The following is a 24,748-nucleotide window of genomic DNA, read 5'->3' on the forward strand; positions in this document are numbered from 1 at the left end:
GTCTAATCATCCTTTCTCCTCTAATTTCTCGATTGGTAGGTGAATCACAAAGATTGTTGAGTAACGCTCTTTGCGGTCACAATCCTCTAAAGTGATGGTTCCGCCAATTTTCTCAATCATGTCTTTTACATATGAAAGGCCAATTCCGGAAGAGGCTTTTCCGGCAGGGTCAAACTTCGTCGTGAAGCCGGGCGAAAATATTAAGTCTCGGTTTCGTGCACTAATGCCAGGACCGTTATCCTTTACCTCAATTATTAGATTATCGAGATCGATTTTTGCTTCAATATTTATTTCTCCACTTTCCACAATCGCTTCCACAGCGTTGGCAACCAAGTTATTTATCAATGACATGAGCATAAACGTGTTATATCTTGGGTGGATGCCGACAATATTGGGAATAAAGCGGATTTTTTTCTCGAGCATTGCGGCATAGCGTTCATTACCTGTAACCATCACATTGATAATCTCGTTGATTGGCATAAAACTAGCCAGTTTCTCTTTTGCCATTAGCTTGGACAGACCAGCATAAATGCGCTGGTTATCCTTTTTAATTTCGTGAATTTCTCCAGCAAATTTCAGGGCAGTTTTGGCGAATTCATGCTGCTCGTTTGCTTTTAAATCACGGTAAAAGGAATAAGCAGAACTCGTCAGTTGTTCGGTATTTTCCATTGTTTTTTTTAGCTGAATCATCTCGACATAAACATTAGAAACTTTAACAAGTATCTCTTCATTACGAAGACGCTGTGCAGATTCCGCAATGCGTGATTCTCTGATAACCAATAGGTTGAAAAATCCGAGTACGAAAAAGCTGCGAATAATCGCAATCCCTGCAATTGTAAAGGCTGTATCAAGTGTCATTGGTACATGTGAGTATAGCGAGCGGATTCCCATTTCCGTTATTGTCGCGGCAATTTCGAGTAGAACTCCGAAAAGACCGATGAGCAATGGTCGATCGTATTTTTGATTTATTTTTAAAAAATGAAACAAAGTTGCAAAAACAAAGTAATAGAAGAAAACAGGAAAATGGAGTTCTAATGCATTAAAAAAGGACATGTCCTCAAAAATCGTGCGGAGCATGATGCGGAATAAAACCACTGAGCAACCTACATAAATCCCCGAAAGAATAGGTAGGATTTGACGGGACCATAATAAAAAGAAGAAAAAGACAGGTGTTCCTAAGCTTACCCGCACATTTATCTCAAAAGGGTATAATTTCATCTCCCCTGCCAGCGGCACGGCAATTATCAATGCTATGTATAATAAAAATTTATGTTTCATTAATGCCACCTCTTCTTATGGGAAAAGCTATTTGTCGTGTAGATGACAATATCATTTTAAGGGAATTAGCAACAATTCAAACCTACAATTATGACAAATTTATTAAGTTGTCGTTTGAGCTTGTTAGTTTCTGTAGTTTTTCGTAGGTCGACTATTATCCTAAAAACAAGCAAAGAGGACAGTTTCCCCTTTCTCACAATTAAGCATTTCTGTTCTCTTGCTTGAAGTATTTTTTTAAAGAAAGAAGGTGGCTGGAGCTTTTTCAACATGATGGGCATCCTAGAATAGTCACAATGAAGCTTTAAAAATAGTTTACTGCTCTAATATTTATTATTTCTTTTCTCACTTGGAGGGAGACAACATGTTCTGGATTCAATTTCTAATCGTGCTTGCCTGTATCTTTATCGGTGCGCGGCTTGGCGGTGTAGGTCTTGGTGTAATGGGTGGTGTCGGACTTGCCATTCTGGTATTCGTGTTTGGATTACAGCCAACATCAGCACCAATCGACGTTATGTTAATGATTTTAGCAGTAGTAACTGCTGCTGGTGCTTTGCAAGCAGCAGGCGGTATGGATTACTTAGTATTCATTGCCGAAAAAGCACTTCGTAAAAATCCGAAGTGGATTACATTCATTGCACCAATGGTTACGTATATCTTCACTTTTTGTGCAGGTACAGGCCACGTTGCATATTCTGTTTTACCAGTTATCGCAGAGGTTGCTCGTGAATCTGGGGTGCGCCCAGAGCGTCCAATGTCAATCGCTGTTATTGCTTCACAACAGGCGATTACAGCTAGTCCAATCTCAGCTGCAACTGTTGCATTACTCGCTTTATTAGCAGATTTCGATATTAACTTGCTTCAAATTATGCTTATCTGTGTTCCATCAACATTTATCGCTTGTATGATCGCAGCATTCGTTGCGAGCAAAAAGGGTAAAGAGCTTAATATGGACGCTGAATATTTAAACCGTCTTGAAGCTGGTCTTGCTCCAATTAAAAAGGATAAGAAGGCTTACGCTCCAAAAGCAGGCGCTAAATTGTCAGTTATATTTTTCTTAACAGCTGCAATCCTTGTTGTACTACTTGGTTCAATCGAAGAGTTACGTCCTGGTTGGGAAGTTGAAGGGGTATTCACTCGTATGGGAATGCCTGCAGCAATCGAAATTGTTATGTTAACTATTTCAGCTTTAATGCTTATTTTCTGTAAGCCAAATGTAGATGAAATTGTAAATGGTAGCGTATTTAAAGCTGGTGCTACTGCAGTTGTAGCGATATTCGGTATTGCTTGGATGGGTGATACATTCTTCGCTGGCAACATGGAATTAATCTCTGGTAGCATTTCTGATTTAGTAACAGCAGCTCCATGGTTATTCGCAATTGCATTGTTTGCACTATCTATTCTTTTATACAGCCAAGCAGCAACAGTTCGTACACTTATGCCACTTGGAATTACACTAGGTATCAACCCGGCTTTATTGATTGCAATGTTCCCAGCTGTAAACGGATATTTCTTCATTCCAAACTATCCAACAGTTGTAGCAGCAATCAACTTCGACCGTACTGGAACTACAGGTATTGGGAAATACATCCTTAACCACAGCTTCATGGTACCAGGCTTAATCGCAACAGCTGGAGCCGTCATCATCGGTATCCTCCTAAGCATGGTCGTCCTTTAAAGCACTGGGGGCCTGTCCCCCATTGGAGTAAAGCGTTGAAGCACTGGGGGCCTGACCCCCAACGGAGTAAAGCGTTGAAGCAATGGGGAACAGTCCCCCATCACAGTAAAGCATTAAAGTTACCCTGGGGGTCAGGCGCAATGCCATGAGTGAAAACTTGCCTTTCCCCCATTTTCCGCGAGGGGACGACCCCCAAATGTTCCCCTCGCATTTTTACGATGTTTGAACTGAGCGGTAGTTCAACAAGAACTGCTGCTCTCCAATGATAAATAGGAGATGAATGAAATGAAAGAATTATTCCGCATCGAAAAAGATTTTCTAGGTGAAAAACAGGTACCGATTGACGCTTATTATGGTGTACAAACGATGCGTGCAATTGAAAACTTTCCCATCACTGGTTATCAAATTGATGAAGCATTAATTATCGCTATGGCAGTTGTAAAAAAAGCGGCTGCACTTGCAAATGCAGACATTGGTCAGTTAGACCGTGAAATTGCTGATGCGATCTCAGCAGCAGCTCAAGAAGTCGTTCAAGGTCACCTTCATGATCAATTTATCGTTGATCCAATCCAAGGTGGAGCAGGAACTTCAATCAACATGAACACGAATGAGGTTATTGCAAACCGTGCCCTTGAATTGCTTGGTGAAGCTAAAGGGAATTACAAAAAAATCAGTCCGAACTCACACGTGAATATGGCGCAGTCAACTAATGATGCTTTCCCAACTGCGATTCACTTATCTGCGTTGGCAAGATTAGATGTATTACTTGAAGCGATGTCAGAGCTTCATCAAGAGTTCATGAACAAGGCACGTGAGTTTGACGGAATCATTAAAATGGGCCGTACTCACTTACAGGACGCTGTGCCAATTCGTCTTGGTCAAGAATTTGAAGCATATGCTCGCGTCTTAGAACGTGATATCAATCGTATTGAAGCAACTCGCGAACACTTAATGGAAGTAAATATGGGTGCTACTGCAGTCGGAACAGGCTTAAATGCTGACCCTGATTACATCAAAAAGGCAGTTCAATATTTAGCAACCTTCACAGGCTATCCCTTAAAAGGCGCAGAAAATCTAGTAGATGGCACACAAAATACAGATTGCTATATTGAAGTATCCGGAGCATTAAAGATTTGTATGCTCAATATGTCTAAAATCGCTAATGATTTACGGATGATGGCATCAGGCCCACGCTGTGGCTTAGGTGAAATTAACCTGCCAGCTCGCCAACCAGGTTCATCCATCATGCCAGGAAAAGTTAACCCAGTAATGGCAGAAGTACTAAACCAAAGTGCTTTCCAAGTAGTTGGAAACGATTTAACCATCAGCATGGCTTCTGAAGCTGGCCAATTTGAATTAAATGTTATGGAACCAGTAATTGTCTTTAACCTTCTACAATCTATTAAAATCATGACTAACGTGTTTACAGTATTCCGTACCCACTGCTTAAGCGGAATTACCGCAAATGAACAACGCATGGCAGCTTATGTTGAAAATAGTGTCGGTGTTATCACAGCCATTAACCCACATGTTGGTTATGAAACGGCTGCATCTATTGCCCGTGAAGCGATTGTCAGCGGACGACCAGTTAGCGAAATCGTATTAGAGCGAGAGGTTTTAACAAAAGAGGACTTAGATGTCATTCTAAATCCATTTGAAATGACTCATCCGGGTATTTCTGGGAAAAGCTTATTGGACGCGAAAAAGAAAGAAGTTGAAGAGCAAGATCTTGTAACTTCTTGAGATAAATAATTAAGAATATTGGTGAAGCCAGCGCTAGCTACTACTAGCGTTGGCTATAAACATTATATAGACTGCTAGATTACGAGTAAAAACTTGCAAGATTTTTATGAAAATGAAATCCTGCAAGATTTTACAAAAAAGAAAACTGCAATTATGAGAAAAAACACCACTAGAAGCACAAAAAAAGGAGGCAGTAAGGCGATGGAGCGAGGAAAGAATCAGCATCTCTACCGAAAGCTTCACTCCCTGTCAGGAATCATTCCAGTTGGGATTTTCCTAATGGTTCACTTATTTGTGAACTATACAGTTACATGGGGGACAGATGCATATAACACAGCCGCAGGAGTAATGGGGAATTTACCATTTAAAATATTCTTAGAGGCATTTATTATTTTTATTCCGATGTATTTTCACGCTATTTATGGAGTTTATATTGCATTCCAAGCAAAAAACAATGTTGGTCGCTATAGCTATGTGAGAAATTGGAAATTTTATTTACAACGCTTATCTGGTGTCATTATGCTTATCTTTGTTACTTGGCATATTTGGGAAACGAAGATACAAGTAGATTTCTTTGGAGCAGAGGCCAACTTTAATTTAATGGCTGGAATCGTTGATAATCCATTGTCATTAGCTCTTTATATTATTGGAATTGTTGCTTCTGTATTCCACTTTGCTAACGGAGTTTGGACTTTCCTTATCACTTGGGGAATCACCGTTTCACCAAAATCTCAGAAGATATTCTCTTATATTTCAATCGGAATTTTTATTGTCCTATCTTATATTGGCATCCGCGCTATTCTAGCATTTGCCTAGATATGAATTATGAACGGAATTTTGTCTAACACAAAAAATGGAGGTAGACGCAGATGACGAAAGGCAAAATTGTCATTGTTGGTGGTGGTTTAGCAGGCTTAATGGCTGCTATCAAAATCGCTGAATCAGGTACAAAGGTAGATTTATTTTCGCTCGTGCCGGTAAAACGATCCCACTCTGTTTGTGCACAAGGTGGCATTAACGGTGCGGTTAATACAAAAGGGGAGAATGATTCTCCATGGGAGCATTTTGATGATTCCGTGTACGGTGGTGACTTCCTCGCGAATCAGCCCCCGGTAAAAGCTATGTGTGAGGCTGCACCAAAAATCATTCATATGTTCGATCGTATGGGAGTAATGTTTAACCGTACTCCAGAAGGTTTACTAGATTTCCGTCGCTTTGGTGGTACGCAGCACCATAGAACAGCATTTGCAGGAGCGACAACTGGTCAGCAGTTATTATATGCATTAGATGAGCAAGTACGGAAATACGAAGTAGCTGGATTAGTGGAAAAATTTGAAAGCTGGGAATTCGTATCATCTGTTATTGATAACGATGGGGTTTGTCGTGGTATTACCGCCCAAAACTTACGGACGATGGAATTGAAAGCTTTCCGTGCTGATGCCGTTATCATGGCAACAGGTGGACTTGGCGTTATTTTTGGAAAGTCAACTAACTCAACCATCAATACTGGTTATGCTGCTGCAAGATTGTACGAGCAAGGTGCTTATTTTGCAAATGGTGAATTCATCCAAATTCATCCAACTGCCATCCCTGGCGATGATAAAAATCGCTTAATGAGTGAGTCGGCACGCGGTGAAGGTGGACGTGTTTGGACATATAAAAATGGTAAACCATGGTACTTCCTTGAAGAAAAATACCCGGCTTACGGAAACCTCGTACCTCGTGATATCGCGACTCGAGAAATTTTCGATGTGTGTGTAAATCAAAAGCTGGGAATTGATGGGGAAAATAAAGTATATCTAGACCTTTCTCATATTGATTCGCATCAGCTGGATATTAAACTTGGTGGAATCATGGAGATTTATGAAAAATTCGTTGGTGAGGATCCGCGTAAGGTACCAATGAAAATTTTCCCAGGTGTGCACTATTCTATGGGCGGACTGTGGGTTGATTTTAACCAACAAACAAGCATTCCTGGTTTGTTTGCAGCTGGTGAATGCGATTATTCTCAGCACGGTGCAAACCGACTTGGTGCAAACTCGCTATTATCGGCGGTTTATGGTGGTATGGCTGCTGGTCCGGCAGCGTTGGAGTATATTAAAGGCTTAACTAAGTCAGCTGATGATGTGTCGTCAACCGTTTTTGATTGTCAAATTGACGAAGACCAACAGCGTTATAGCTCAATTTTATCGATGAATGGAAATGAAAATGCTTATCTGCTTCATAAAGAGCTTGGTGAATTAATGACCGATAATGTGACGGTTGTTCGTGAAAATAAAAAATTACAAATGACTTATGACAAGCTTCAGGATTTTGTCGAGAGATATAAGCGCATTAACATTGAGGATACGGCAAAATGGAGCAATTCGAGCACGTCATTCGTTCGCCAGCTAGAAGGAATGATTAACTTGGCACAAGTGATTACGCTTGGTGCGTTGAACCGTAATGAAAGCCGTGGTGCTCACTATAAGCCAGAGTTTCCAGATCGTAATGATGAAGATTGGTTAAAGACAACGATGGCTAAATACAATCCAAAAACTGGTCAGCCTGAGCTATCTTATGAAGCGGTTGATACTTCATTAATTAAACCGCGGAAACGGGATTATACGAAGGCGAAGAAAGGAGCGAAGTAATCATGGCGGGAAATGGCAAAACAATTAAATTGATTATTAAACGGCAAAAAGATGGAAATTCACAAGCCTATGTAGAAGAGTTTCAGGTGCCCTATCGTCCCAATATGAACATTATTTCAGCTCTCATCGAAATTCAGAGAAATCCTGTTAACGCAAAGGGCGAGGAGTCCACACCAGTCAATTGGGAGTCCGTTTGTTTGGAAGAGGTTTGCGGCGCTTGTTCAATGGTTATTAATGGTAAGCCACGCCAAGCCTGCTCATCATTAATCGACCAGCTTGAGCAACCGATTCGGATTGAGCCATTGAGTACGTTTCCGGTTATCCGGGATTTAGTGGTTGACCGCTCACGCATGTTTGATTCATTGAAAAAAGTGAAGGCGTGGGTTCCGATTGATGGAACGCATGACTTAGGTCCTGGTCCAAGAATGCCGGAAAATACACGCCAATGGGCGTATGAATTGTCCAAGTGTATGACCTGTGGCTGCTGTCTCGAGGCGTGTCCGAATGTAAATGACCATTCGCCGTTTATGGGCCCGGCGCCAATGTCTCAGGTTCGTTTGTTTAATACGCATCCAACAGGTGCGATGCATAAAGAAGAAAGATTAGACGCAATTATGGGTGAAGGCGGAATTACAACCTGTGGTAACTCACAAAACTGCGTTGAGGTTTGTCCAAAGGGAATCGAACTAACAACCTCACTAGCAGCCCTAAACCGCCAAGTCACACTATACTCATTCAAAAGATTCTTCGGTTAACGCGTTAAAGCGGTGGGGGACAGTCCCCCACCGCTTTGCTGTGTTAAAGCCGAAGTTATTTTTTGCAGGTGTTTATTTTTAGTAGTGGATAAAACGGGCAGAAGCGTATTGCTGCCGTTGCGATAAATACGATACCAAGAATCCCAAAATATTTTACATTACCATCAAGTAGGAATAACCCCAACAGAAGAACTCCCAATACGAAACGTAATACTCGATCTGTCCCACCGACATTTGCTTTCATTTTCCCAGCCCCCAAATATCTAAATTGTTAGAAATAATGATAAGCTGAGGCTTTACGTTTTTCCGTAACTAAGTCACATATTCACCTTTTTGTCATAAAGCCCTCAAGCTTTTCTCTGTCATACATCATGATTTTTCCGCGCGCTAACCGAATAATGTCATTTTTTTCGAACTGTTTCATGAGCCTGCTTATGACCTCACGAGCTGTCCCTAGCTCAGCTGCCAATTCCTCATGGGTCATATACAATGTTGACTGGTCGTAAGGAAGTTTTTCTAAAAGGTATTCTGCCACTCGTTCATCTATCCGTCTAAAACACAAATCATCAAATAGTCCCATTACATGATTGAAGCGGTTAGCTGTTGTTTGGTTAATCAGCTTCTGAAAAGATGGATACTTATTCATCCATTTAATTAATAGCTTTCTTTCAACAAGAAAGAGCTTGCAGCTTTTACTAGCGACCACATGTGCAGGGAAAGTCTGTTCCGAAAGTGTGCTTGTGATGGATAAAATGCAGACTTGCCCAGACACAGCACGGAATAAATTGATTTCTCGGCCATTCTTATTCGTTTTGTGAATCTTCACTTCGCCTTCATAAATAAACGCTGCATACTGACATGGATCACCTTCATTAAAAATGATTTGATCTGCATGAGCCTCAATATAGACAAGCTGCTCAAGTTCATCCGTTGTCAACTCTTTAAGAAAAGGAAACAATGAGAAAATAGGACGTTTCATATGCCCCCCTATGTATATTTGTTTCTTTATATTTTAAAGCAATAACCTAATGTGGACTACTAAAACATTCTTAAATATTCTCACTTCAAAAGTAAAGCCTTTTACTGGTTATATTGGAATAATTAAATCGATATTTGTTGAGAATATAACCATGTGACAGTTAGGAGTGCGTTTCATTGAGCATCAATTTTATAGTCCTCATTAGTGTTTGGTCGCTAACCATCCTAGGACTGATCCTTTGGGTTTCAAAAGATAGATTGCGGGAAGCGTGCCTAGTATTTTTTTTCAAGCAGTTTATGACTTGGATCCTAGGTTTAGTAGTGGTTGAGTGTGGATGGATTGAATATCCGGTGCGGGAGTTTTCAAAGGCGAGTGGTACAAGCTTTTCCTTCGAGTATTTTATATACCCCGCAATATGTGTCATATTCAATCTGCGCTATCCTTATCACAAAGGCAAACTACATAGAATTGGCTGGTTCCTCTTTTTTCCAACCTGGATGACAATCCTCGAGGTATTAATTGAAGAGCACACGGATCTAATTGAATATATTGAATGGTCCTGGTATTGGACATGGTTAACATTGTTAATAACGTTTTTCTTTTCAATGCACTTTTATCGCTGGTTTTTCAAAAAAAGTTCTTTAACACAGTAAAGCGGTGGGGGACTGTCCCCCACCGCTTTACTGTGTTAAATTATTTATTTGGTCATGAGCCATTCTGAGACGAGTTTGTTTTCTTCTTCTGTTAGTAGTTTTCCTGGCATCATGCCTTTACCGTCCAGCATTAGCTTTTCAAGCTCATCTGTAGTGTACTTACTCTTCATATTTAATACTGCTGGACCAGCAGCAGCTCCTTTTAAATCCGAACCGTGACAGGCTGAACATTTTTGCTCATAAAGCCCAGGTCCATCTTTAGGACCGTCAGCAGCATTAGCTGAGCAACCAGCCGTAATAATCAGGATTAGTACTGAAAGTAGCCATAATCGTTTCATGTTGTTTTCCCTCCGTAACACAGCTTTAGCATAACAATAAAGTTAAACTATTAACTCGATATAAATAAAACATTAATATTATCTTAAAATATTTAATAGCTGTGTTGCTGTCAAATTTATGGCGAAAATATGATATAATTGAAAAAATTTCCTGACTGCTAGTAACCGGAGAGAATAAACAACGTGTAAATTTAACACTAGTAACAAAAAAAGTCGTATTTCTTCCTATTATATAAAAATCTATCGGTTATTGTTTGATTTTGTCATTTAGGCGAAACCAGGCAATTTTGAAAACTTCTGCTAGTGCAATCTGAAATTCTAATGAAGCATCATTATGAAGCCGCTTTGTCATATCAGCTAGAATTATTTTTTTATCTTTTCCACGTACGGCAATGATCAGTGGGAACCCGAACTTTTGGTGATAGCGAGTATTTAGTGAAAGAAACGTTTCATATTCCTTAGAAGTAAGGTTAGTAAGTCCCGCTGCTCGCTGCTCTTTGCTTGAAGCATGACTCATCGCAATTTTTTCACCTAAATTTGGATGAGCTTCTAACAGATTTAATTGAATCGTTCGAGAGGTCCTTTGAATAATTGCTACCATAGATTGATGTAAATCATCTACGGAAGCAAAGGGGCGTTCTAAAGCTGCAGCGGCTGCAATCCATGCAGATTCTTCAAAAATATCTCCTATAACGTCAGTAAATTCATTCGTACTCATCAAGTTTAATTTTTCTATAGTTAACATACGCTTAACTTCCTCCTTCATATGGTAAAGCCTATGAGCTGTCAATTTCTAAAATTCACATCCTCTATTATTACAGAATTTTTATAAAAAATAAAATATTAAGAAAACTAAAGAAAAACAGACTTTTTTGGATAAAAATTGTTCTTTATAAAGGAAAATGACGATTATTGAACGTTTCTAAATCATGTTTTGTTCTATATAATGAACAAAACAAAACATTATTTTTTTCTAAGAAAGGAGGGTGAAGGTTGCTAAAAAAACTTTTACTAATATGTCTATTATTTAATTCAGCTACGCTAGGTTTAAATGTAGTTCAAGCGGAGGAAATTACCCCACCGGCAGGGACTGTAGCAACTTACACTGAAGATGAGTCTGCAGCACCACTGTTGGATGAAAGTACAGAAGACAATTATTCTAACAAAGAAGAAATAACCGAAGAGGATCCAGAGGTGAACCAGGACCAAACTTCTGATTCTTCAGCAGAACAGGTTCAGGATATCGAAGGAGAGTATGATTTAGTCGACCAAGATCAGACAGCAAATAACAATGTTTGCCAAGATCAAACTGTTGAGGCCACTGTTACTTGCCACGATAGTATTGAAAGTGACGTTAATGGTCAAATTGGTCAGGGACAGACGACGAATTTAACTGGTGCTCAACAACAGGAGTTTGAATCAGATGGAAACATTGACGCAGAACAATGGTTGAAGGCAAAAATTGATTCTCACCAATCACAAGAAGTCAATTATCCTTCTGGTGAAAGTGACGTTCTTAATCAAGGGACAATTGCCGAAACGGAGCAAGGTCAAATTGTAACAACTAGCGAATCGGCTGAAGTTAAGTTAGAACAAGATACAAATATCACCGTTTCCCAGCTACAGGATTTTAATCATGAGGGTGATGGAGCAGACGAGCAGGAGCAGCTAACTGAAATTGATGCTGATCAAAAAATGACAGTAGATTCAGCTGGAGCAGCTGTATTGGAGCAAGTGCAAAATGCTATTGTTGAAGGTTATTTTGTTAATACGCTTATGGAAGTGGCTGAAATAGGTGTAAAGGTTACTACCCAAAACTATGTAGAAGTAATCCAAGATGCTGCTGGAAGCTTCGTGAAATTTGCGCAAAAGATCTTTGTGAATGATCAATTGATTGACGACAGTCAGCGTACAACTGCATTAAAAGTGAAGGACATACATGGTTCATTCCAATCATATGAAGAAGAGTTTGATTGGGGTACCCTTATTGTAAAAAATGTGGCTGTGTTATTCGTGGAGGATCTTGCTACAGTAGACTACAAAGCATTATTAAAAAGCAGTCTGTCACTAATATTTGGCGCCGAGCAGATTGGTGCACCGGTTACAAAACCAATAGAGGAACCGCCTGGTGAAGACGATCAGGAAGAACCAACAACACCACCGGATGACAACAATGAAGAAGAGCCAACACCACCGGAGGAACCACCAACAACTCCAACAGACGATAATGGGACAACTCCAGATTCTGGAGAAACTCCATCTGCACCAACTGAGGTAGAAAATAATTCAGCACCACCAGTAACTCAAGTTATCGCAAAAGCTGCACCTGTTAAAACAATTGCTAAAACGACAGCTGAGGGTAACGAACTTCCAAATACTGCAACTAATCAGCATAACATTCTTTTGTTTGGAATTGCATTAATTGCTTCTGGTTCATTGTTAATTTTTCGTAAAAAAGTAAAGTTCAAAAATTAATAAAAATTTTTTTCACGGCAAAATGACTGGTAATTCAGTGTTTTGCCGTTTTTTTATCATTTTGTTCTTTAGAAAGAACAAAAAAGAGAGAGAAATAGAGCATGGTCTTTATAACGAACAAAAAAATAGGTAAATTGACCGAATATAGCTAAATTTCCGATTTTTCAAAAAATTCAACGCGGTAGTATACTAAAGCTCGGAACAGGCAATTCCAATAAAAGTTTACTTGGAGGTTGGTATCAGGTATGGGTCAAAATTACAAACAGGTAAAGAACGTACTCAATTGGAAGAAAATCATCGCAACAGGAGCTTTAGTTGGAACAATTTTAGCATCAACATCTGCGTTTGCTGCTGTTGATCAAGACAAAGTATATGGCGGAAATCATTCTGACGTAAATATTGGAGCTGGATTGTTGGTTGGTCAAACTAACATTGACAGCGTTACAGTTGCTCCATCACAAACAGCATTTGCAGCTAATTTCTCTGACCAATTACAGGCAGGTCTATTCATTCGCAACCAAGCAAATGTAGGTGCAGGGTTACTGATCGGTCAAGGCAATATTTCATCAAGCTACACTTCACAAGGTCAAGATGTAGTTGGCCGCTGGAATGACCAAACACAAGTTACTGTGGTTGGTGAATCACAAGTAAATGCAGGTCTTGGTGCATTAATCGGTCAAGTAAACATTTCTGATAACCAAGGTGAGCAAATTCAAGATGCAACAGGTAGAGCTAATGACCAAGCTTCAGGTGCAATTAACGTAACTGAGCAAACAAATGTTGGCTTAGGTGCATTAATTGGTCAAATTAAAGGTTCAAGCAACCACAACACTCAAGGTCAAGGTACATCTGGAGTTGCAAATGACCAAGGTCAAGGAATCGTTAACGGTACTGAGCAAAACAGCCTTGCTTTAGGTTTATTAATCGGCCAACTACAAGGCTCTCAAAATACAAATAGTCAATCTGAAGTTTCAGGTGGCGCATTCAATGACCAAAACCAAAGAATTGAAAATGCAACTGAACAAAATCAATTAGGTGCTGGCCTATTAATCGGTCAAGCACAAGGTACAGCTAATTATGTAACTCAAGGTTCAGGCGCATTTGGTATTGGCAATGATACTGAACAAGGTGCAACGAATGCAACTGAGCAAACTCAAGTTGGACTTGGCTTATTAGTTGGTCAAGAACAAGGTGCAATTAACGTAACGGCACAAGGCGCGATTGCTACAGGTTTAGCAAATGACGCTGAACAAGCTTCTGTTAATGCTACTGAACAAACTCAAGTAGGTGCGCTTGGTGCACTTCAATCACAAGGTTCTGAAACTGGTACAGCTCAAAGTGCGGTTGTAGAAGGCGCATTTAACGATGCTGTTCAAGTAGATGTTAACGGAACTGTGCAAACTCAACTTGGTGGCTTAGGTGCTGTACAGGAGCAATCAGCTTCAAGTGGTTCTTTACAAATGACAGATGTTGATGGATTAGCAAATGACACAGTTCAAGCTGATGTTAATTGCGTTGAGCAAACACAAGTTGGCGGACTTGGTGCAGCTCAAAGCCAATCAGCTTCTTCATCTACAGAACAGCTTGCTGATGTTGATGGCGCGTTCAACGATGCGGCTCAAGCTGATGTTAATGTAACTGAGCAAACACAAGTTGGAGCTCTTGGTGCTGACCAAGCTCAAAGCTCAGACAACACAGTTGAACAAGGTGCAATTGTTGCTGGTGTTGGTAATGATGTAGCACAAGTGGCTGCGAACGAAACTGATCAAACTCAAGCAGCTGTTGGTAATGCTGACCAAACTCAAGCTGCTGAAACAAACACTTCTCAAACTGCGGTTTCTGTAGGTGTTGGTAACGAAACAAATCAAGAAGCAGCAAACTCAATTACATTAGAGCAGTCTGCTACAGCTAATGCAGACCAAAATCAATCCGTAACAAACAATACTTCTCAAACAGCAGTAGCGTTTGGTGCTGGTATCAGCCAAAACTCATCTTCAAGCTTCACAATCGTTTCTAGCCAATCAGCTAACTAATATTGTTACAAGTTCTTCAGCCCCATCTGGTGCTTTGCTGGATGGGGCATATTTAATCTTTAAGCCTTGAGATTAAATACATGCCTTAACAAAATCGATATTTAGCAGAAAATATGTTATAGAATATCAATTATTTATTCCACAATCATTAGGAGGATTTACGGTATGTTTAAAAAGAAGGTCGGAACATTAATCGCAGTATCAGCTCTAGTAGCTGGGTTTGGACTAGCAAATGGAGCAGCAGCAGCACAAACTGACAATTCTTCAATTAGTCAAAATCAATCAGCACCATCAAATTTTTACCAAAACAAAAATACAATCGGTAATTATTCTTGGAATTGGGTAAGTGGGGTTAAAGGTGCTGGCCAAGCTCAAGCATCAACAACTGCTGGATCACAAACACAAAATGGTGACACAAGTGGTGCAGAAACAGTCTCCCAATCACAAGTAACTTCTGTTGATGTACAAGATGATCTAAACGGAAACCCACAAAAAACACAAGCAACTGGTAGCTTGAGTGACTCAGTTACAACAACAGGTCCTGCAAAAGTAACGCAACAACAAAAAAGCATCAGCACAACACTACATTTCCAAGGTACTATCAAAGGTGGACCAACATTACAAAATGCTATGACTCAATTCCATAGTCATCAATATTCATCTGCAATTTCAAAATAATTGTCTGCGATGAAACCGAATACTTATTCAAAAACATCAACCCATTCTTAGTTGAATGGGTTGTTTAAATTTGGACAGGCTGCAGTATAATCTCCCATCAATCACCCTATTTAGAAAATTCACTATTTTGCCCCCGTTGCCACCACTAATAGTGTCAAATGTCATTTACGTAAATGGTAATCTTCGGTATGCTTTTCAAAATGAAACTACATATTAAGATGTAGAAAGGCAGTGGAGATTTTGAAATCCTTTTTTAAAAATTATCGCTTCACTCTGATTCTGCTGGGGGCTATCGTAATCGGTGGAATTGCCGGCTTGGTTTATGGTACAGACACAGCAGTGGTCAAGCCGTTTGGAGATTTATTCCTCAATTTAATGTTTATGATGATTGTACCTTTAGTATTTTTCAGCATTGCCTCGGCCATTGCTAATATGAACGGGATGAAACGTCTCGGCAAAATTATGGGCAGCATCCTCGTCGTATTTTTACTAACCGCTTCGGTATCAGCCATTCTTGGTTTAGTTGGCACAACAATAATTGAACCGATTGAAAACGCCGACATTTCAAGCATTAAAGAGGTGATGAGCGCAGCAGAAGAGCCGGAAACAGAGGCGATTCCATTCTTAAGCCAGCTTGTAAACACCTTTACCGTTTCTGATTTTTCAAGCCTGTTATCGAGAAGCAACATGCTCCAACTCATTGTCTTCTCCTTACTGTTTGGGGTATCAACCGCACTGATTGGAGAAAAAGGCAAGCCTGTTGCCGACTTCCTCAACGCAGCCACTCAAGTCATGATGAAAATGGTCAACATTGTCATGTATTACGCACCGATCGGACTTGGCTGTTATTTTGCCGCGGTAATCGGTGAACTCGGTCCGCAAATACTAGAAGGCTATGCACGTTCATTTGTGCTGTACCTCATTCTTACATTAATATATTTCTTTATCTTCTTTACACTTTATGCTTTTATAGCGGGCGGCAAGCACGGCGTCGTGATTTTTTGGAAAAACGCAATCACACCATCGATTACGGCAATCGCTACATGCTCAAGTGCGGCATGCATTCCGGTTAACCTTGCAGCCGTGAAAAAAATGGGCGTGCCAAAGGATATCGGCGAAACGATTATCCCGCTCGGCGCCAACACCCACAAGGATGGCTCCGTTTTTGGCGGCGTCCTGAAAATCGTCTTCCTATTCGCCTTATTTGGCAAAGATTTAACAAGCCTATCAAGCATATTAAGTATTTTAGCAGTAGCCTTTTTAGTCGGGGCGGTAATGGGCGCTATACCTGGTGGTGGTATGATTGGAGAAATGCTCATCATCTCTGTATACGGCTTCCCACCTGAAGTACTGCCGATCATTGCGGTCATCAGTACGATTATCGATGCCCCGGCAACACTATTAAACTCAACCGGCAACACCGTTTGCGCGATGCTTGTCACCCGCCTCGTCGAAGGCAAAGACTGGCTCAAGAAAGCCGGCCTCATCCCAAAGCGCAACGTGAAGGCCGTATAAACTAGAAAAAGCGATGACTATGATGCAGTCGTCGCTTTTTCCTCTTTTTTGAAAATAAAGATCGTGTTTCGTTCCGTTTCAAGCTTCAGGTGGCCACTGCCTCGCACACAGACTAATCGGTCAAAAATTTATAACGAAGTATTGCCGCGAGTCCTGCTCCATGCGAAAATTCTCCATCCTTCACTAAATCCTTTAATTCTCCCATTGTCAGCTCGTGAACCTCAATTTGTTCGCTGCTTTCTAAGTTTTGCTTCGTGGCTGTTAAACCAGCTGCTGCAAATAAGAAGATTTCCTCGCTTGTTGATCCGGGAGAAGGATAGAAGCTTCCTAATTCAAGCCAATCCTCAGCAACATAGCCTGTTTCTTCCTCTAATTCGCGTTTTGCAGTTTCGAGTGGTTGACTGCCTTCTTCGATACCCCCTGCGGGTAACTCCCATTGCCAACTCTTAAGTGCATGGCGGTATTGCTTTAAACATAGTACTTTATGCTCGTTCGTAATTGGGAGAATGCAGACGCCTTTGGCAAAATCCAAATAGGCAAACGTCTTTTCTTCACCATTCGGAAGAATTACCTCATCTATTGTGATGCCGTAGCGATCGATTTGTTTTCGTTCAGTGCTTTTTATTTTCCAAGTCATTATGTATTTTCACCTCGTTAACATTGTAAGCGCCCCGCAGCTAAACGGCAAATTTATCGCAGCATATAATCCTTTACAAGCTTTCTCCATCCTTATTTTTACATAAACATAAATTTGTGAAAAAGCTTTCATAAACAAGACATAATTACATATAGGAGTAGGCATTAAAATAATAGAAAATAGAGGATGTAGATAGATAAATTAGGGAGGTCATCGAATGAGAGGCTATTTATCTTTAATTTTAGGAAGCTTGATTTTGGCGTTTATGTTGGCAGTGCCAGGAAATACTGCACAAGCGAAGGTAACTGCTCCAGCAGATGGAGAATGTAATTGTCCTGTTACTTATATTGTTGGAGCAGAAGGAAACAAGTGGGTTTCTGAGTTATTTAAAAGTGAAGAGTTTAAAACTGTTAAACAGAATTTAACGAAAAACGGATATAAATGGAATGGTGCAGATGAAATGTCCGTTGTTAGAGTGAAGGAAAATTTAGGAACACCATTTGATGGAATGATTATGGTGAGTGCTGCATTCATTAATCAGGATGGTGTGAAGGAGTTTGCAGCATTTCTGGCTACCTCAAAGGGCTTTGTGTTCTTAGATATACAACCTGAAGGTGACGGACATTAAGAAATAAAAAATCGGGCACTCAAAATGAGCTGCCCGATTTTTTTCATTCCATTAAACCTTCGCCACATTCACGCGCCCCGAAAAGAACGTCGCCCCGCCGCCCATATCGGCAATCCGGTCTGGCGTTAGCGTATTGACAAGCTGCTTGGTCCCATCGAGGTCCGCCCACAGTCCTTGTGTCGCGACAACTCCAGGAAGGACGTTTTCACCAACAGACACCTTTAACTCAATTTCCCCACGCTGATTCCAAATCCGGACCATGTCCTCATTCTCAATACCAGTAGCATTAGCGTCCAAAACATTCATATGGAGCAACGGCTCTTTTTCGAGCTGCTGATGCTTTGAATTATTAGAAAAAGTCGAGTTTAAGAAATTATGATTTGGTGCTGGGATGAAGCGGAATGGGTAGACCTCCGCGCTTTCGCTGTCACCATCGCTGTCATCCGGTAACGGAATATAAGTTGGAAGCGGTGGATAACCATCCTGCTTCATTTTTTCGGAATATAGTTCGATTTTGCCGCTTGGCGTTTTTAATTTTCCAGGCAACAATGGCTTGACCTTCGCCTTCACATATTGATTTTCCAAAAGTGTTTCTAAAGTGATTCCGTCCAAGTACGGATTATCAGAATAGTTTAGTGCCTGACTAATCATTTCAGCTTCGGACTCAGAAAACTCAGGTTCATCAAAGCCCATGCTAGCTGCGAGGAGGCGGAACACCTCGACATTCGACTTCGCCTCACCGAATGGTGCGACGACTGGCTCTTGAAGCTGAGCGTAATGATGCCAGTACGAGCAATAAAAGTCCATGTTTTCGAATGAGGAGGTTGCAGGCAGAATGATATCGGCATACTTAGCCGTTTCTGTTAAAAATAAATCATGAACTACGGTAAATAAGTCATCACGGGCAAGCCCCAGTCTGACTTTATTCCCTTCAGGTGCAACGACTGCAGGGTTAGAGCTATAAACATAGAGCGACTTTATAGGAGGGTCAAGGTTGAGCAAGGCTTCGCCGAGCAAATTCATGTTGACCGTCCTCGTGGCTTTATTTTTCAAAAAATCTGGTCGCTGTAAGGCTTCGGAATTATAGGCTAAATAGCCGGAATTACTCTTCGTTGCCCCACCGCCTTCTTTGATCCATTGCCCAGTTAATGCGGGCAGACAGGAGATGGTGCGGATGCACATGCCGCCATTATCGTGATGCTGAGGACCGTTACCGATGCGAATGTAGGATGGTGCCGTTTCGCCATACATTCTCGCCAGTTTGTAAATATCTGCCACAGGGACACCTGTTATGCCTGCGACGGTTTCAGGGTCGTATTGCTTCACATGCTCGCGTAGCTCCTCATGACCAACTGTGTGCTCTTGTAAAAAGTCTTCGTCGACTAGCTTTTCGGCAAATAGGATGTGCATCATGCCTAACGCTAGTGCGCTATCTGTTCCTGGTAAAATCGGAATAAACCAGTCGGCGAACTTACCGGTTTGATTTTTATGAACATCGATTACGACTATCTTGGCGCCGTTATGTTTGCGGGCCTGCTGAGCAAAGGCGATTTGATGCATGTTCGTGCTTACAGCATTCACACCCCAAAAAATGATGAGCTTGGAATGAACTGTATCCTCGGGATCGATACCGTAAGGGCCACCCATCGTATATTTGTAGCCTTCAACCCCTGCTTCAGAGCAGATTGTTCGGTCAAGTTTTGTGGCGCCGAGTCGATTGAAGAAGCGACGATCCATCCCTTCAGCGGTAAGATTGCCCATGTTTCCATAAAAGCTGTAGGGCATAATGCTTTCAGGTCCATTTACTTCTATCAGTTGTTTCCATTTTGAGGTAATCGTGTCAATTGCCTCGTCCCAGCTAATCCGCTCGAATCGATTCTCACCCTTCTTGCCGCTTCGTTTCATTGGATATTTGAGCCGATTTTCGTCGTTAAGGCGATTTGGCATGTTGCGGACTTTATTACATATATTCCCTTTTGTAACAGGATGATTGGGGTCACCCTCAATTTTTACTATTTTTCCAGCTTGTTTATGAATGAGTAAGCCGCATTGATCAGGACAATCAAGCGAGCAAACTGAATGAAAAATGCCATCTTGAGATTGCATGATTGATTCTCCTTTGCTAGGTCAGCGAGACCGCTGTTGGTTTATTAATACTTTTGTAGTTTAAGAGAAATTAGTTATTTTTATTATAGAGGTTATGAGGATCGTTTGTCATGTACGTGGAATTTGGAAAAAAATAATTTTTAAATAGCGATCAGGTGGCGCATAGGGCGAAGAAAAGAAACGGAATATGGTATCATGAAAATAAGAGAAATATTGTATTTCGTTGTGTTGAAAAGCGATGATGTCATCAACTTGTAGGTTCAACACGGTTTACTTATAAAAGAGCAAAAGAGGTGTTGGCTTTGAAGATTACTGAAATTATTTTGGAAAATTTCCGTGGCTTTAAGCAATTGCATTTGCAGTTTCAAGAGAAGAATGTTGTCTTAGTTGGAACAAATGGAGTTGGTAAATCGACGATTCTAAATGCTGCGATTATTCTACTCTCACGATTTGTTGAGTCGCTTTCGTTTGGAATTTCCAAAAAAATTAGCCTCAGTGAGACGGATATCAAAAATGGCAAACAAGGATTAAAAATCAAGTGCACGCTTGAGTACAATGGCAAAGAGCGTCAACTAGAGCTAATTAAAACCTTGGCAGCCAATCAATATAGCAGCTCGAAGCTTACAGTTAATGATTCAACTCAGGATTTAATTGCGTATTTACATAAACAACTGGCAGAGGATTGCTGCTTTAATGCGCCGATTTTTGTGAATTATCCTGTTCATCGAACCGTGAAGGATGTTCCGATAAAACTCAAGGCGAGGAAGGGCTTTGACCCATTTTCGGCCTACCATCATTGCTTTTCAAACGATGTGGATTTCCGGTCGTTTTTTGAATGGTTTTTAGACGAGGCGTATATGGAGGAGCTTCGGCAAGGCGCTCCAAACAGGCAGCTGTCCGCAGTTCGAAATGCCATTTATAATTTCTTGCCAGGTTTTTCTGATTTAAAGGTCACAAGGGGACGGAAAATTAGAGTAACTGTTGTCAAAGGCAACCAGCGATTAGAGATTAGTCAATTATCTAATGGTGAAAAGTGCACTCTAGCAATGGTCGGAGATTTAGCACGCCGTCTAGCGTTGGCGAATCCAAGTCTAGACAATCCTTTGGAGGGAGAGGGGATTGTCTTAATTGATGAAATTGAGCTTCATCTTCATCCGGCATTGCAACGTGATATCATCAACCGATTACAGTCGACGTTTCCGAATATCCAGTTTATTTTATCCACACATTCACCGCAGGTATTAGGTGAAATCAATTCAGCGCAAATCTTCTTTGTAACACAGCAGGAGGACGGCGAAGACATTCATGTTCGTAGCGTGCCAACGTTATTTGGTAAAGATTCGAATATGATATTGGAACAATTTATGGGTGCTGCAGAAAAGAATGAAGAAATAAAGAGTCAATTGGAGAAATTATTCCGATTAATCATGAATGATGCAGAGCTTGATGAGGCGAGGGAATTATTAAACCATCTGATGGATATTTTAGGGTGTGATGACCCGACTTTAATAAGAGCGGATATGATTTTAAGAAGAAAAGAGAGCTTGAATTCATGAAGCATATTCATAAAAAGCCCTCACCAAGCGCTTTTGAAAAATGGAAAAGCTCGATGGGTAATGCAGCAACCTATTCGAGTATTCCACCGTCAATAAAAAGTATCGTTCGTGAAAATTTATTAGATGAGCAGTATTGGCTTTGCTGTTATTGTGGGTTGAGTCTAACAAGAAATAATGTTCATATTGAACATTTTCGACCGCAATCAAAATTTAAATCTCTGCAATTGGATTATCAGAATTTACATGCCTCCTGTATGGGGAAATTAATTCATCATGAAGCAGAACTTTCGGATTTTTGTGGTCATTCCAAGAAGGATTGGTTTGACCCGGTGCTGATGGTATCACCACTTGATCCGAATTGTGAAAGCTATTTTGAGTACGGCTTTGACGGAACGATTCGGGCCGCTAACCATCATCAAGGTGCTGAAGAGACGATTCATCGCCTTGGTTTGAATACATATTTACCAAGAAAACAAAGGGAGGAGGCAATTAATGCCATCCTCGACATCATCGATCTCTCAGATACAGATCAAATAAAACTAATGATCCGTTTTCTTGAAACACCTGATGAAACTAATAGACTGCCATCTTTCAGTTATGTAATTGCTAGATTACTAAAATCATTACTCATCACTGACTCTGCCGCTTTAACGTAGTGGGGGACAGTCCCCCGCTGCGCTAAAGCGCAAAAGCGCGGGGGACTGTCCCTCATTTTTATGGGTAAGAAGTATTTGGATTGAAATTAGTTTTGTGTCTAGCTCCAGGCGCCATCGGCTCGAGGTCACAAGTCAATCCGTCCAGAAGGTAAAAGGCAACCTTCCGGCCGGCTCGTCTTGTGCTTGTCGCCGATAAGCTAAGCGCCTTGCGCTTTCCTTATTCGTCTGGTTTTGGTGTTTCTTCGGTACTATTTTGTGGAGGTGTAGTATCTGTTTGCGCTTTCGGGATTGCTTCTTGACTAGTATCTAGGCTAGGGTTAGTGGTAGTGGTAGTGGAAGAAGTAGGCGTATGTGTAGGTGCAGGTGCAGGTGCAGGTGCAGGTGCAGGTGCAGGTGGTGGATTTAGTTCTGGCCCTGTTGCTGTAATCGCCATAACCCTTGGTTCTCTTTTTACAAAAACAAAGGTAAATAGCATTAATACAATGATTAGCACAGCCGCGACACCATCAACGATGTAGAAGATAGTGGAATAACTGGACCACAGGATTTTACTATCGTCTATTTTTTCTTCAGCATCTTGGATATATTTTTTTACTAATGAATGTTTAGGGTAGAGACGCTCGACTGATTCAAATTTATCTAAGGCAGCCTCATAATATCCGCCCCAGAATAGCTCAAGTCCTTCTTTAAAGAGCTTATCGGTTTCACCGCTCTTATTCTTTGCACCTGCTTGGTTAACAAATTCTTTCACGGTGTTAACAGGAATCGCAAAGTCGAAGCCAGTTACCTCTGCACCAAAGGTTAGCAAGCCAACAATTTCACCTTTGTCATTAATAATCGGACCACCACTATTTCCGGTTGAAGTAGCAGCGTTAAGTTGGATAACAGCTGTTCCAGTTTCTAATTTCTTCGATGTAGCTGAAACTTCGCCAGAGTTCATTGTAGATTCTAAAGAAGAATCAATCGAGAGAACATTATATTCTGCCATTGATGGATATCCAATTGCCCAAATTTCTTCTTGGTCCTCAACATCATCGGAATTTCCAAGCTTTAATGTAGGCAGATTTTTGCCTTCGATTTTTAGAACAGCGACATCCTTCCAGTCACCGTCTTTTTCGCCAATTGGTGAACCATAGCTCTTAATCTCTCCGTCTAAAATATCCCCACCTGGCAAGACGACCTCTGTCTGCCTTGAAAGATTTGTATACCCTATCGTTTCGAGTAAATAGAAATAGACAGCTTCTGGATCAACCTGTAGTGCATCTGCAATTTGCAGCGCCAATCTGATTAATGCCTCTTGAAGGATTTCTTCATCAGACATTTTGGTTGTGGAGACAACGTGTGCGTTCGTAACAATATAGCCATCTTGGCTGATAATTGCACCAGAACCGTAGCCGCCAACTAAGGTTTGGTAATTCATTTCCTCTAGAATGGCTTCAATCTCAGGGAAAAAGTCGAAAAATTGCCATTCTACTACCGCGTAGTCATATACCCGGACAACCGCAGGCTTTGAGTACTCAGCCAGCTTCTTTGCTTGAGAAATGTGTGAAGTATCTGGTTTGATATTCATAAGGAAGAAAGAAGTAACGATTACCGCAATCAGTAATATACTTATTGGTACGGTAAATAAGGCCCTCTTTTTCATCACATCACCTCTAAAAGGAAATTTAAAGCCTTTACAACTATATTCACTTTTTTAAACAATTTATTTTGTACCACAAAATAAATAAGCTGTATGAGGGATGTTCGCTTGAATTAGTAGGAATTTTTTTCAGAAAAACCTTACGAGCATTGAGCTGATGATTTCGGAACGGAGTTTGCGGTGATTATTGAAAAATAGCAAATAAATAGGCACCATCCATGTGTTATGAATGGTGCCCAAAAAGGGTGAAATTAAGATTATCCACGGAGAAAGAGTAGGTCCAATAATGGTTTTTTCCGTTTATCCACAATTCTAACTTGTTTAGGATCGATTTTTTCTTGATTTGCTTGAATCCAGGTTTGGACTTCTTGCTTAGTTTGACAGTGGGTAAAGAACGTTTCTCCACCTCTGCCGATTGCATTAACCATAAACCTGCAATTTGAGTTCCTCATAGTCTCCACCTTAATAAATTATCGTCGGATAAATATTACAAGATGGTTAACCAAAATTCCACCCTTTTTTATCATTTGTCCCAAAGTTGGAACTATGCAAAAATTGAATGCGCTTTCTGTATTGCGTTAAAGGAGTGGGGGACAGTCCCATTAGTCTTGCATGAGTGTCTTTAAATTGAATTTATGTAATTTTTTTACATTCACTCAGAGTTGTTAAATGAAAAAACGGGAACATGGTTCTATAAAAGACCTTGTTCCCATTTTTTTACTTATTTAAAATGTCTTATTTCTTACGTTTTTCTTTACAAATGGCGAC

General features: G+C 40.7%; 22 protein-coding genes. 13 read left to right on the forward strand and 9 right to left on the reverse strand.

Annotated features, from left to right (window positions below):
* Positions 1-6 precede the first annotated feature (6 nt).
* Positions 7-1,278 carry a sensor histidine kinase gene (locus tag FXW34_RS20030; RefSeq protein ID WP_147535827.1) on the reverse strand — a complete coding sequence of 424 codons (1,272 nt, stop codon included), beginning with the start codon at positions 1,276-1,278 and terminating at the stop codon, positions 7-9.
* Positions 1,279-1,639: 361 nt separating this feature from the next.
* On the opposite strand from FXW34_RS20030, the gene FXW34_RS20035 reads away from it, so the two are divergent.
* The 5 genes from FXW34_RS20035 to sdhB all read left to right on the forward strand — a co-directional run bounded on the left by FXW34_RS20035 (position 1,640) and on the right by sdhB (position 8,084).
* On the forward strand, positions 1,640-2,953 hold the full coding sequence (locus FXW34_RS20035; protein WP_147535828.1) for an anaerobic C4-dicarboxylate transporter family protein: 1,314 nt from the start codon (positions 1,640-1,642) through the stop codon (positions 2,951-2,953).
* Positions 2,954-3,238: 285 nt separating this feature from the next.
* Positions 3,239-4,696, forward strand: a complete 1,458-nt coding sequence (aspA, locus tag FXW34_RS20040; RefSeq protein ID WP_425457454.1) for an aspartate ammonia-lyase — start codon at positions 3,239-3,241, stop codon at positions 4,694-4,696.
* 201 nt (positions 4,697-4,897) lie between these two features.
* The gene (locus FXW34_RS20045) at positions 4,898-5,512 is read left to right on the forward strand and encodes a succinate dehydrogenase cytochrome b558 subunit (RefSeq protein WP_147535830.1); all 615 of its coding nucleotides are present in this window, start codon (positions 4,898-4,900) and stop codon (positions 5,510-5,512) included.
* A gap of 53 nt (positions 5,513-5,565) precedes the next feature.
* Positions 5,566-7,329 carry a succinate dehydrogenase flavoprotein subunit gene (gene sdhA, locus FXW34_RS20050; protein ID WP_147535831.1) on the forward strand — a complete coding sequence of 588 codons (1,764 nt, stop codon included), beginning with the start codon at positions 5,566-5,568 and terminating at the stop codon, positions 7,327-7,329.
* A gap of 2 nt (positions 7,330-7,331) precedes the next feature.
* Positions 7,332-8,084: a succinate dehydrogenase iron-sulfur subunit gene (gene sdhB / locus FXW34_RS20055; protein ID WP_147535832.1), complete on the forward strand. Its 753-nt coding sequence runs from the start codon at positions 7,332-7,334 to the stop codon at positions 8,082-8,084.
* A 55-nt stretch (positions 8,085-8,139) separates the two neighbouring features.
* Here the strand turns inward: sdhB and FXW34_RS20060 are convergent, their stop codons facing one another.
* Positions 8,140-8,328 (reverse strand): YgaP family membrane protein, encoded by a 189-nt coding sequence (locus FXW34_RS20060; protein ID WP_147535833.1) that lies wholly within the window; start codon positions 8,326-8,328, stop codon positions 8,140-8,142.
* 81 nt (positions 8,329-8,409) lie between these two features.
* The gene (locus FXW34_RS20065) at positions 8,410-9,063 is read right to left on the reverse strand and encodes a Crp/Fnr family transcriptional regulator (RefSeq protein WP_147535834.1); all 654 of its coding nucleotides are present in this window, start codon (positions 9,061-9,063) and stop codon (positions 8,410-8,412) included.
* Between the two features lie 176 nt (positions 9,064-9,239).
* Here FXW34_RS20065 and FXW34_RS20070 point away from each other — a divergent pair, with 176 nt between their 5' ends.
* Positions 9,240-9,716 (forward strand): CBO0543 family protein, encoded by a 477-nt coding sequence (locus tag FXW34_RS20070; protein WP_147535835.1) that lies wholly within the window; start codon positions 9,240-9,242, stop codon positions 9,714-9,716.
* A 44-nt stretch (positions 9,717-9,760) separates the two neighbouring features.
* Here the strand turns inward: FXW34_RS20070 and FXW34_RS20075 are convergent, their stop codons facing one another.
* Together FXW34_RS20075 and uraD are read right to left on the reverse strand one after the other, a co-directional pair.
* Entirely contained in the window at positions 9,761-10,054 is a 294-nt protein-coding gene (locus FXW34_RS20075) for a c-type cytochrome (protein WP_147535836.1), read from the reverse strand.
* A 247-nt stretch (positions 10,055-10,301) separates the two neighbouring features.
* Positions 10,302-10,799, reverse strand: a complete 498-nt coding sequence (gene uraD / locus FXW34_RS20080; protein WP_147535837.1) for a 2-oxo-4-hydroxy-4-carboxy-5-ureidoimidazoline decarboxylase — start codon at positions 10,797-10,799, stop codon at positions 10,302-10,304.
* A gap of 248 nt (positions 10,800-11,047) precedes the next feature.
* On the opposite strand from uraD, the gene FXW34_RS20085 reads away from it, so the two are divergent.
* The 4 genes from FXW34_RS20085 (at position 11,048) to FXW34_RS20100 (ending at position 16,755) form a co-directional block, all read left to right on the forward strand.
* Positions 11,048-12,529 carry an LPXTG cell wall anchor domain-containing protein gene (locus tag FXW34_RS20085; RefSeq protein ID WP_147535838.1) on the forward strand — a complete coding sequence of 494 codons (1,482 nt, stop codon included), beginning with the start codon at positions 11,048-11,050 and terminating at the stop codon, positions 12,527-12,529.
* A gap of 245 nt (positions 12,530-12,774) precedes the next feature.
* On the forward strand, positions 12,775-14,562 hold the full coding sequence (locus FXW34_RS20090) for a hypothetical protein (protein ID WP_147535839.1): 1,788 nt from the start codon (positions 12,775-12,777) through the stop codon (positions 14,560-14,562).
* 165 nt (positions 14,563-14,727) lie between these two features.
* Positions 14,728-15,240 (forward strand): hypothetical protein, encoded by a 513-nt coding sequence (locus tag FXW34_RS20095; protein ID WP_147535840.1) that lies wholly within the window; start codon positions 14,728-14,730, stop codon positions 15,238-15,240.
* Between the two features lie 240 nt (positions 15,241-15,480).
* Positions 15,481-16,755: a dicarboxylate/amino acid:cation symporter gene (locus tag FXW34_RS20100; RefSeq protein WP_147535853.1), complete on the forward strand. Its 1,275-nt coding sequence runs from the start codon at positions 15,481-15,483 to the stop codon at positions 16,753-16,755.
* A 112-nt stretch (positions 16,756-16,867) separates the two neighbouring features.
* On the opposite strand, the gene FXW34_RS20105 is transcribed toward FXW34_RS20100, so the two are convergent.
* Positions 16,868-17,392, reverse strand: coding sequence for an NUDIX hydrolase (locus tag FXW34_RS20105; protein WP_147535841.1), 525 nt, complete (start codon positions 17,390-17,392; stop codon positions 16,868-16,870).
* Positions 17,393-17,609: 217 nt separating this feature from the next.
* On the opposite strand from FXW34_RS20105, the gene FXW34_RS20110 reads away from it, so the two are divergent.
* Positions 17,610-18,020: a hypothetical protein gene (locus tag FXW34_RS20110; RefSeq protein WP_147535842.1), complete on the forward strand. Its 411-nt coding sequence runs from the start codon at positions 17,610-17,612 to the stop codon at positions 18,018-18,020.
* A gap of 51 nt (positions 18,021-18,071) precedes the next feature.
* On the opposite strand, the gene FXW34_RS20115 is transcribed toward FXW34_RS20110, so the two are convergent.
* Positions 18,072-20,126 (reverse strand): molybdopterin oxidoreductase family protein, encoded by a 2,055-nt coding sequence (locus tag FXW34_RS20115; RefSeq protein WP_147535843.1) that lies wholly within the window; start codon positions 20,124-20,126, stop codon positions 18,072-18,074.
* 302 nt (positions 20,127-20,428) lie between these two features.
* Between FXW34_RS20115 and FXW34_RS20120 the strand changes: the two genes are divergently transcribed.
* Both FXW34_RS20120 and FXW34_RS20125 read left to right on the forward strand, forming a co-directional pair.
* Entirely contained in the window at positions 20,429-21,682 is a 1,254-nt protein-coding gene (locus tag FXW34_RS20120) for an AAA family ATPase (RefSeq protein WP_187119048.1), read from the forward strand.
* Positions 21,679-22,338 (forward strand): retron system putative HNH endonuclease, encoded by a 660-nt coding sequence (locus tag FXW34_RS20125; protein ID WP_147535845.1) that lies wholly within the window; start codon positions 21,679-21,681, stop codon positions 22,336-22,338. The genes FXW34_RS20120 and FXW34_RS20125 overlap by 4 nt, the downstream gene beginning before the upstream one ends.
* 217 nt (positions 22,339-22,555) lie before the next feature.
* Here the strand turns inward: FXW34_RS20125 and FXW34_RS20130 are convergent, their stop codons facing one another.
* Positions 22,556-23,983 (reverse strand): S1C family serine protease, encoded by a 1,428-nt coding sequence (locus tag FXW34_RS20130; protein ID WP_147535846.1) that lies wholly within the window; start codon positions 23,981-23,983, stop codon positions 22,556-22,558.
* Between the two features lie 254 nt (positions 23,984-24,237).
* Positions 24,238-24,432: a hypothetical protein gene (locus FXW34_RS20135; RefSeq protein ID WP_147535847.1), complete on the reverse strand. Its 195-nt coding sequence runs from the start codon at positions 24,430-24,432 to the stop codon at positions 24,238-24,240.
* Positions 24,433-24,748 lie beyond the last annotated feature (316 nt).

This window comes from Bacillus marasmi (genome assembly GCF_902168435.1).
Lineage (GTDB): Bacteria > Bacillota > Bacilli > Bacillales > Cytobacillaceae > Bacillus_BU > Bacillus_BU marasmi.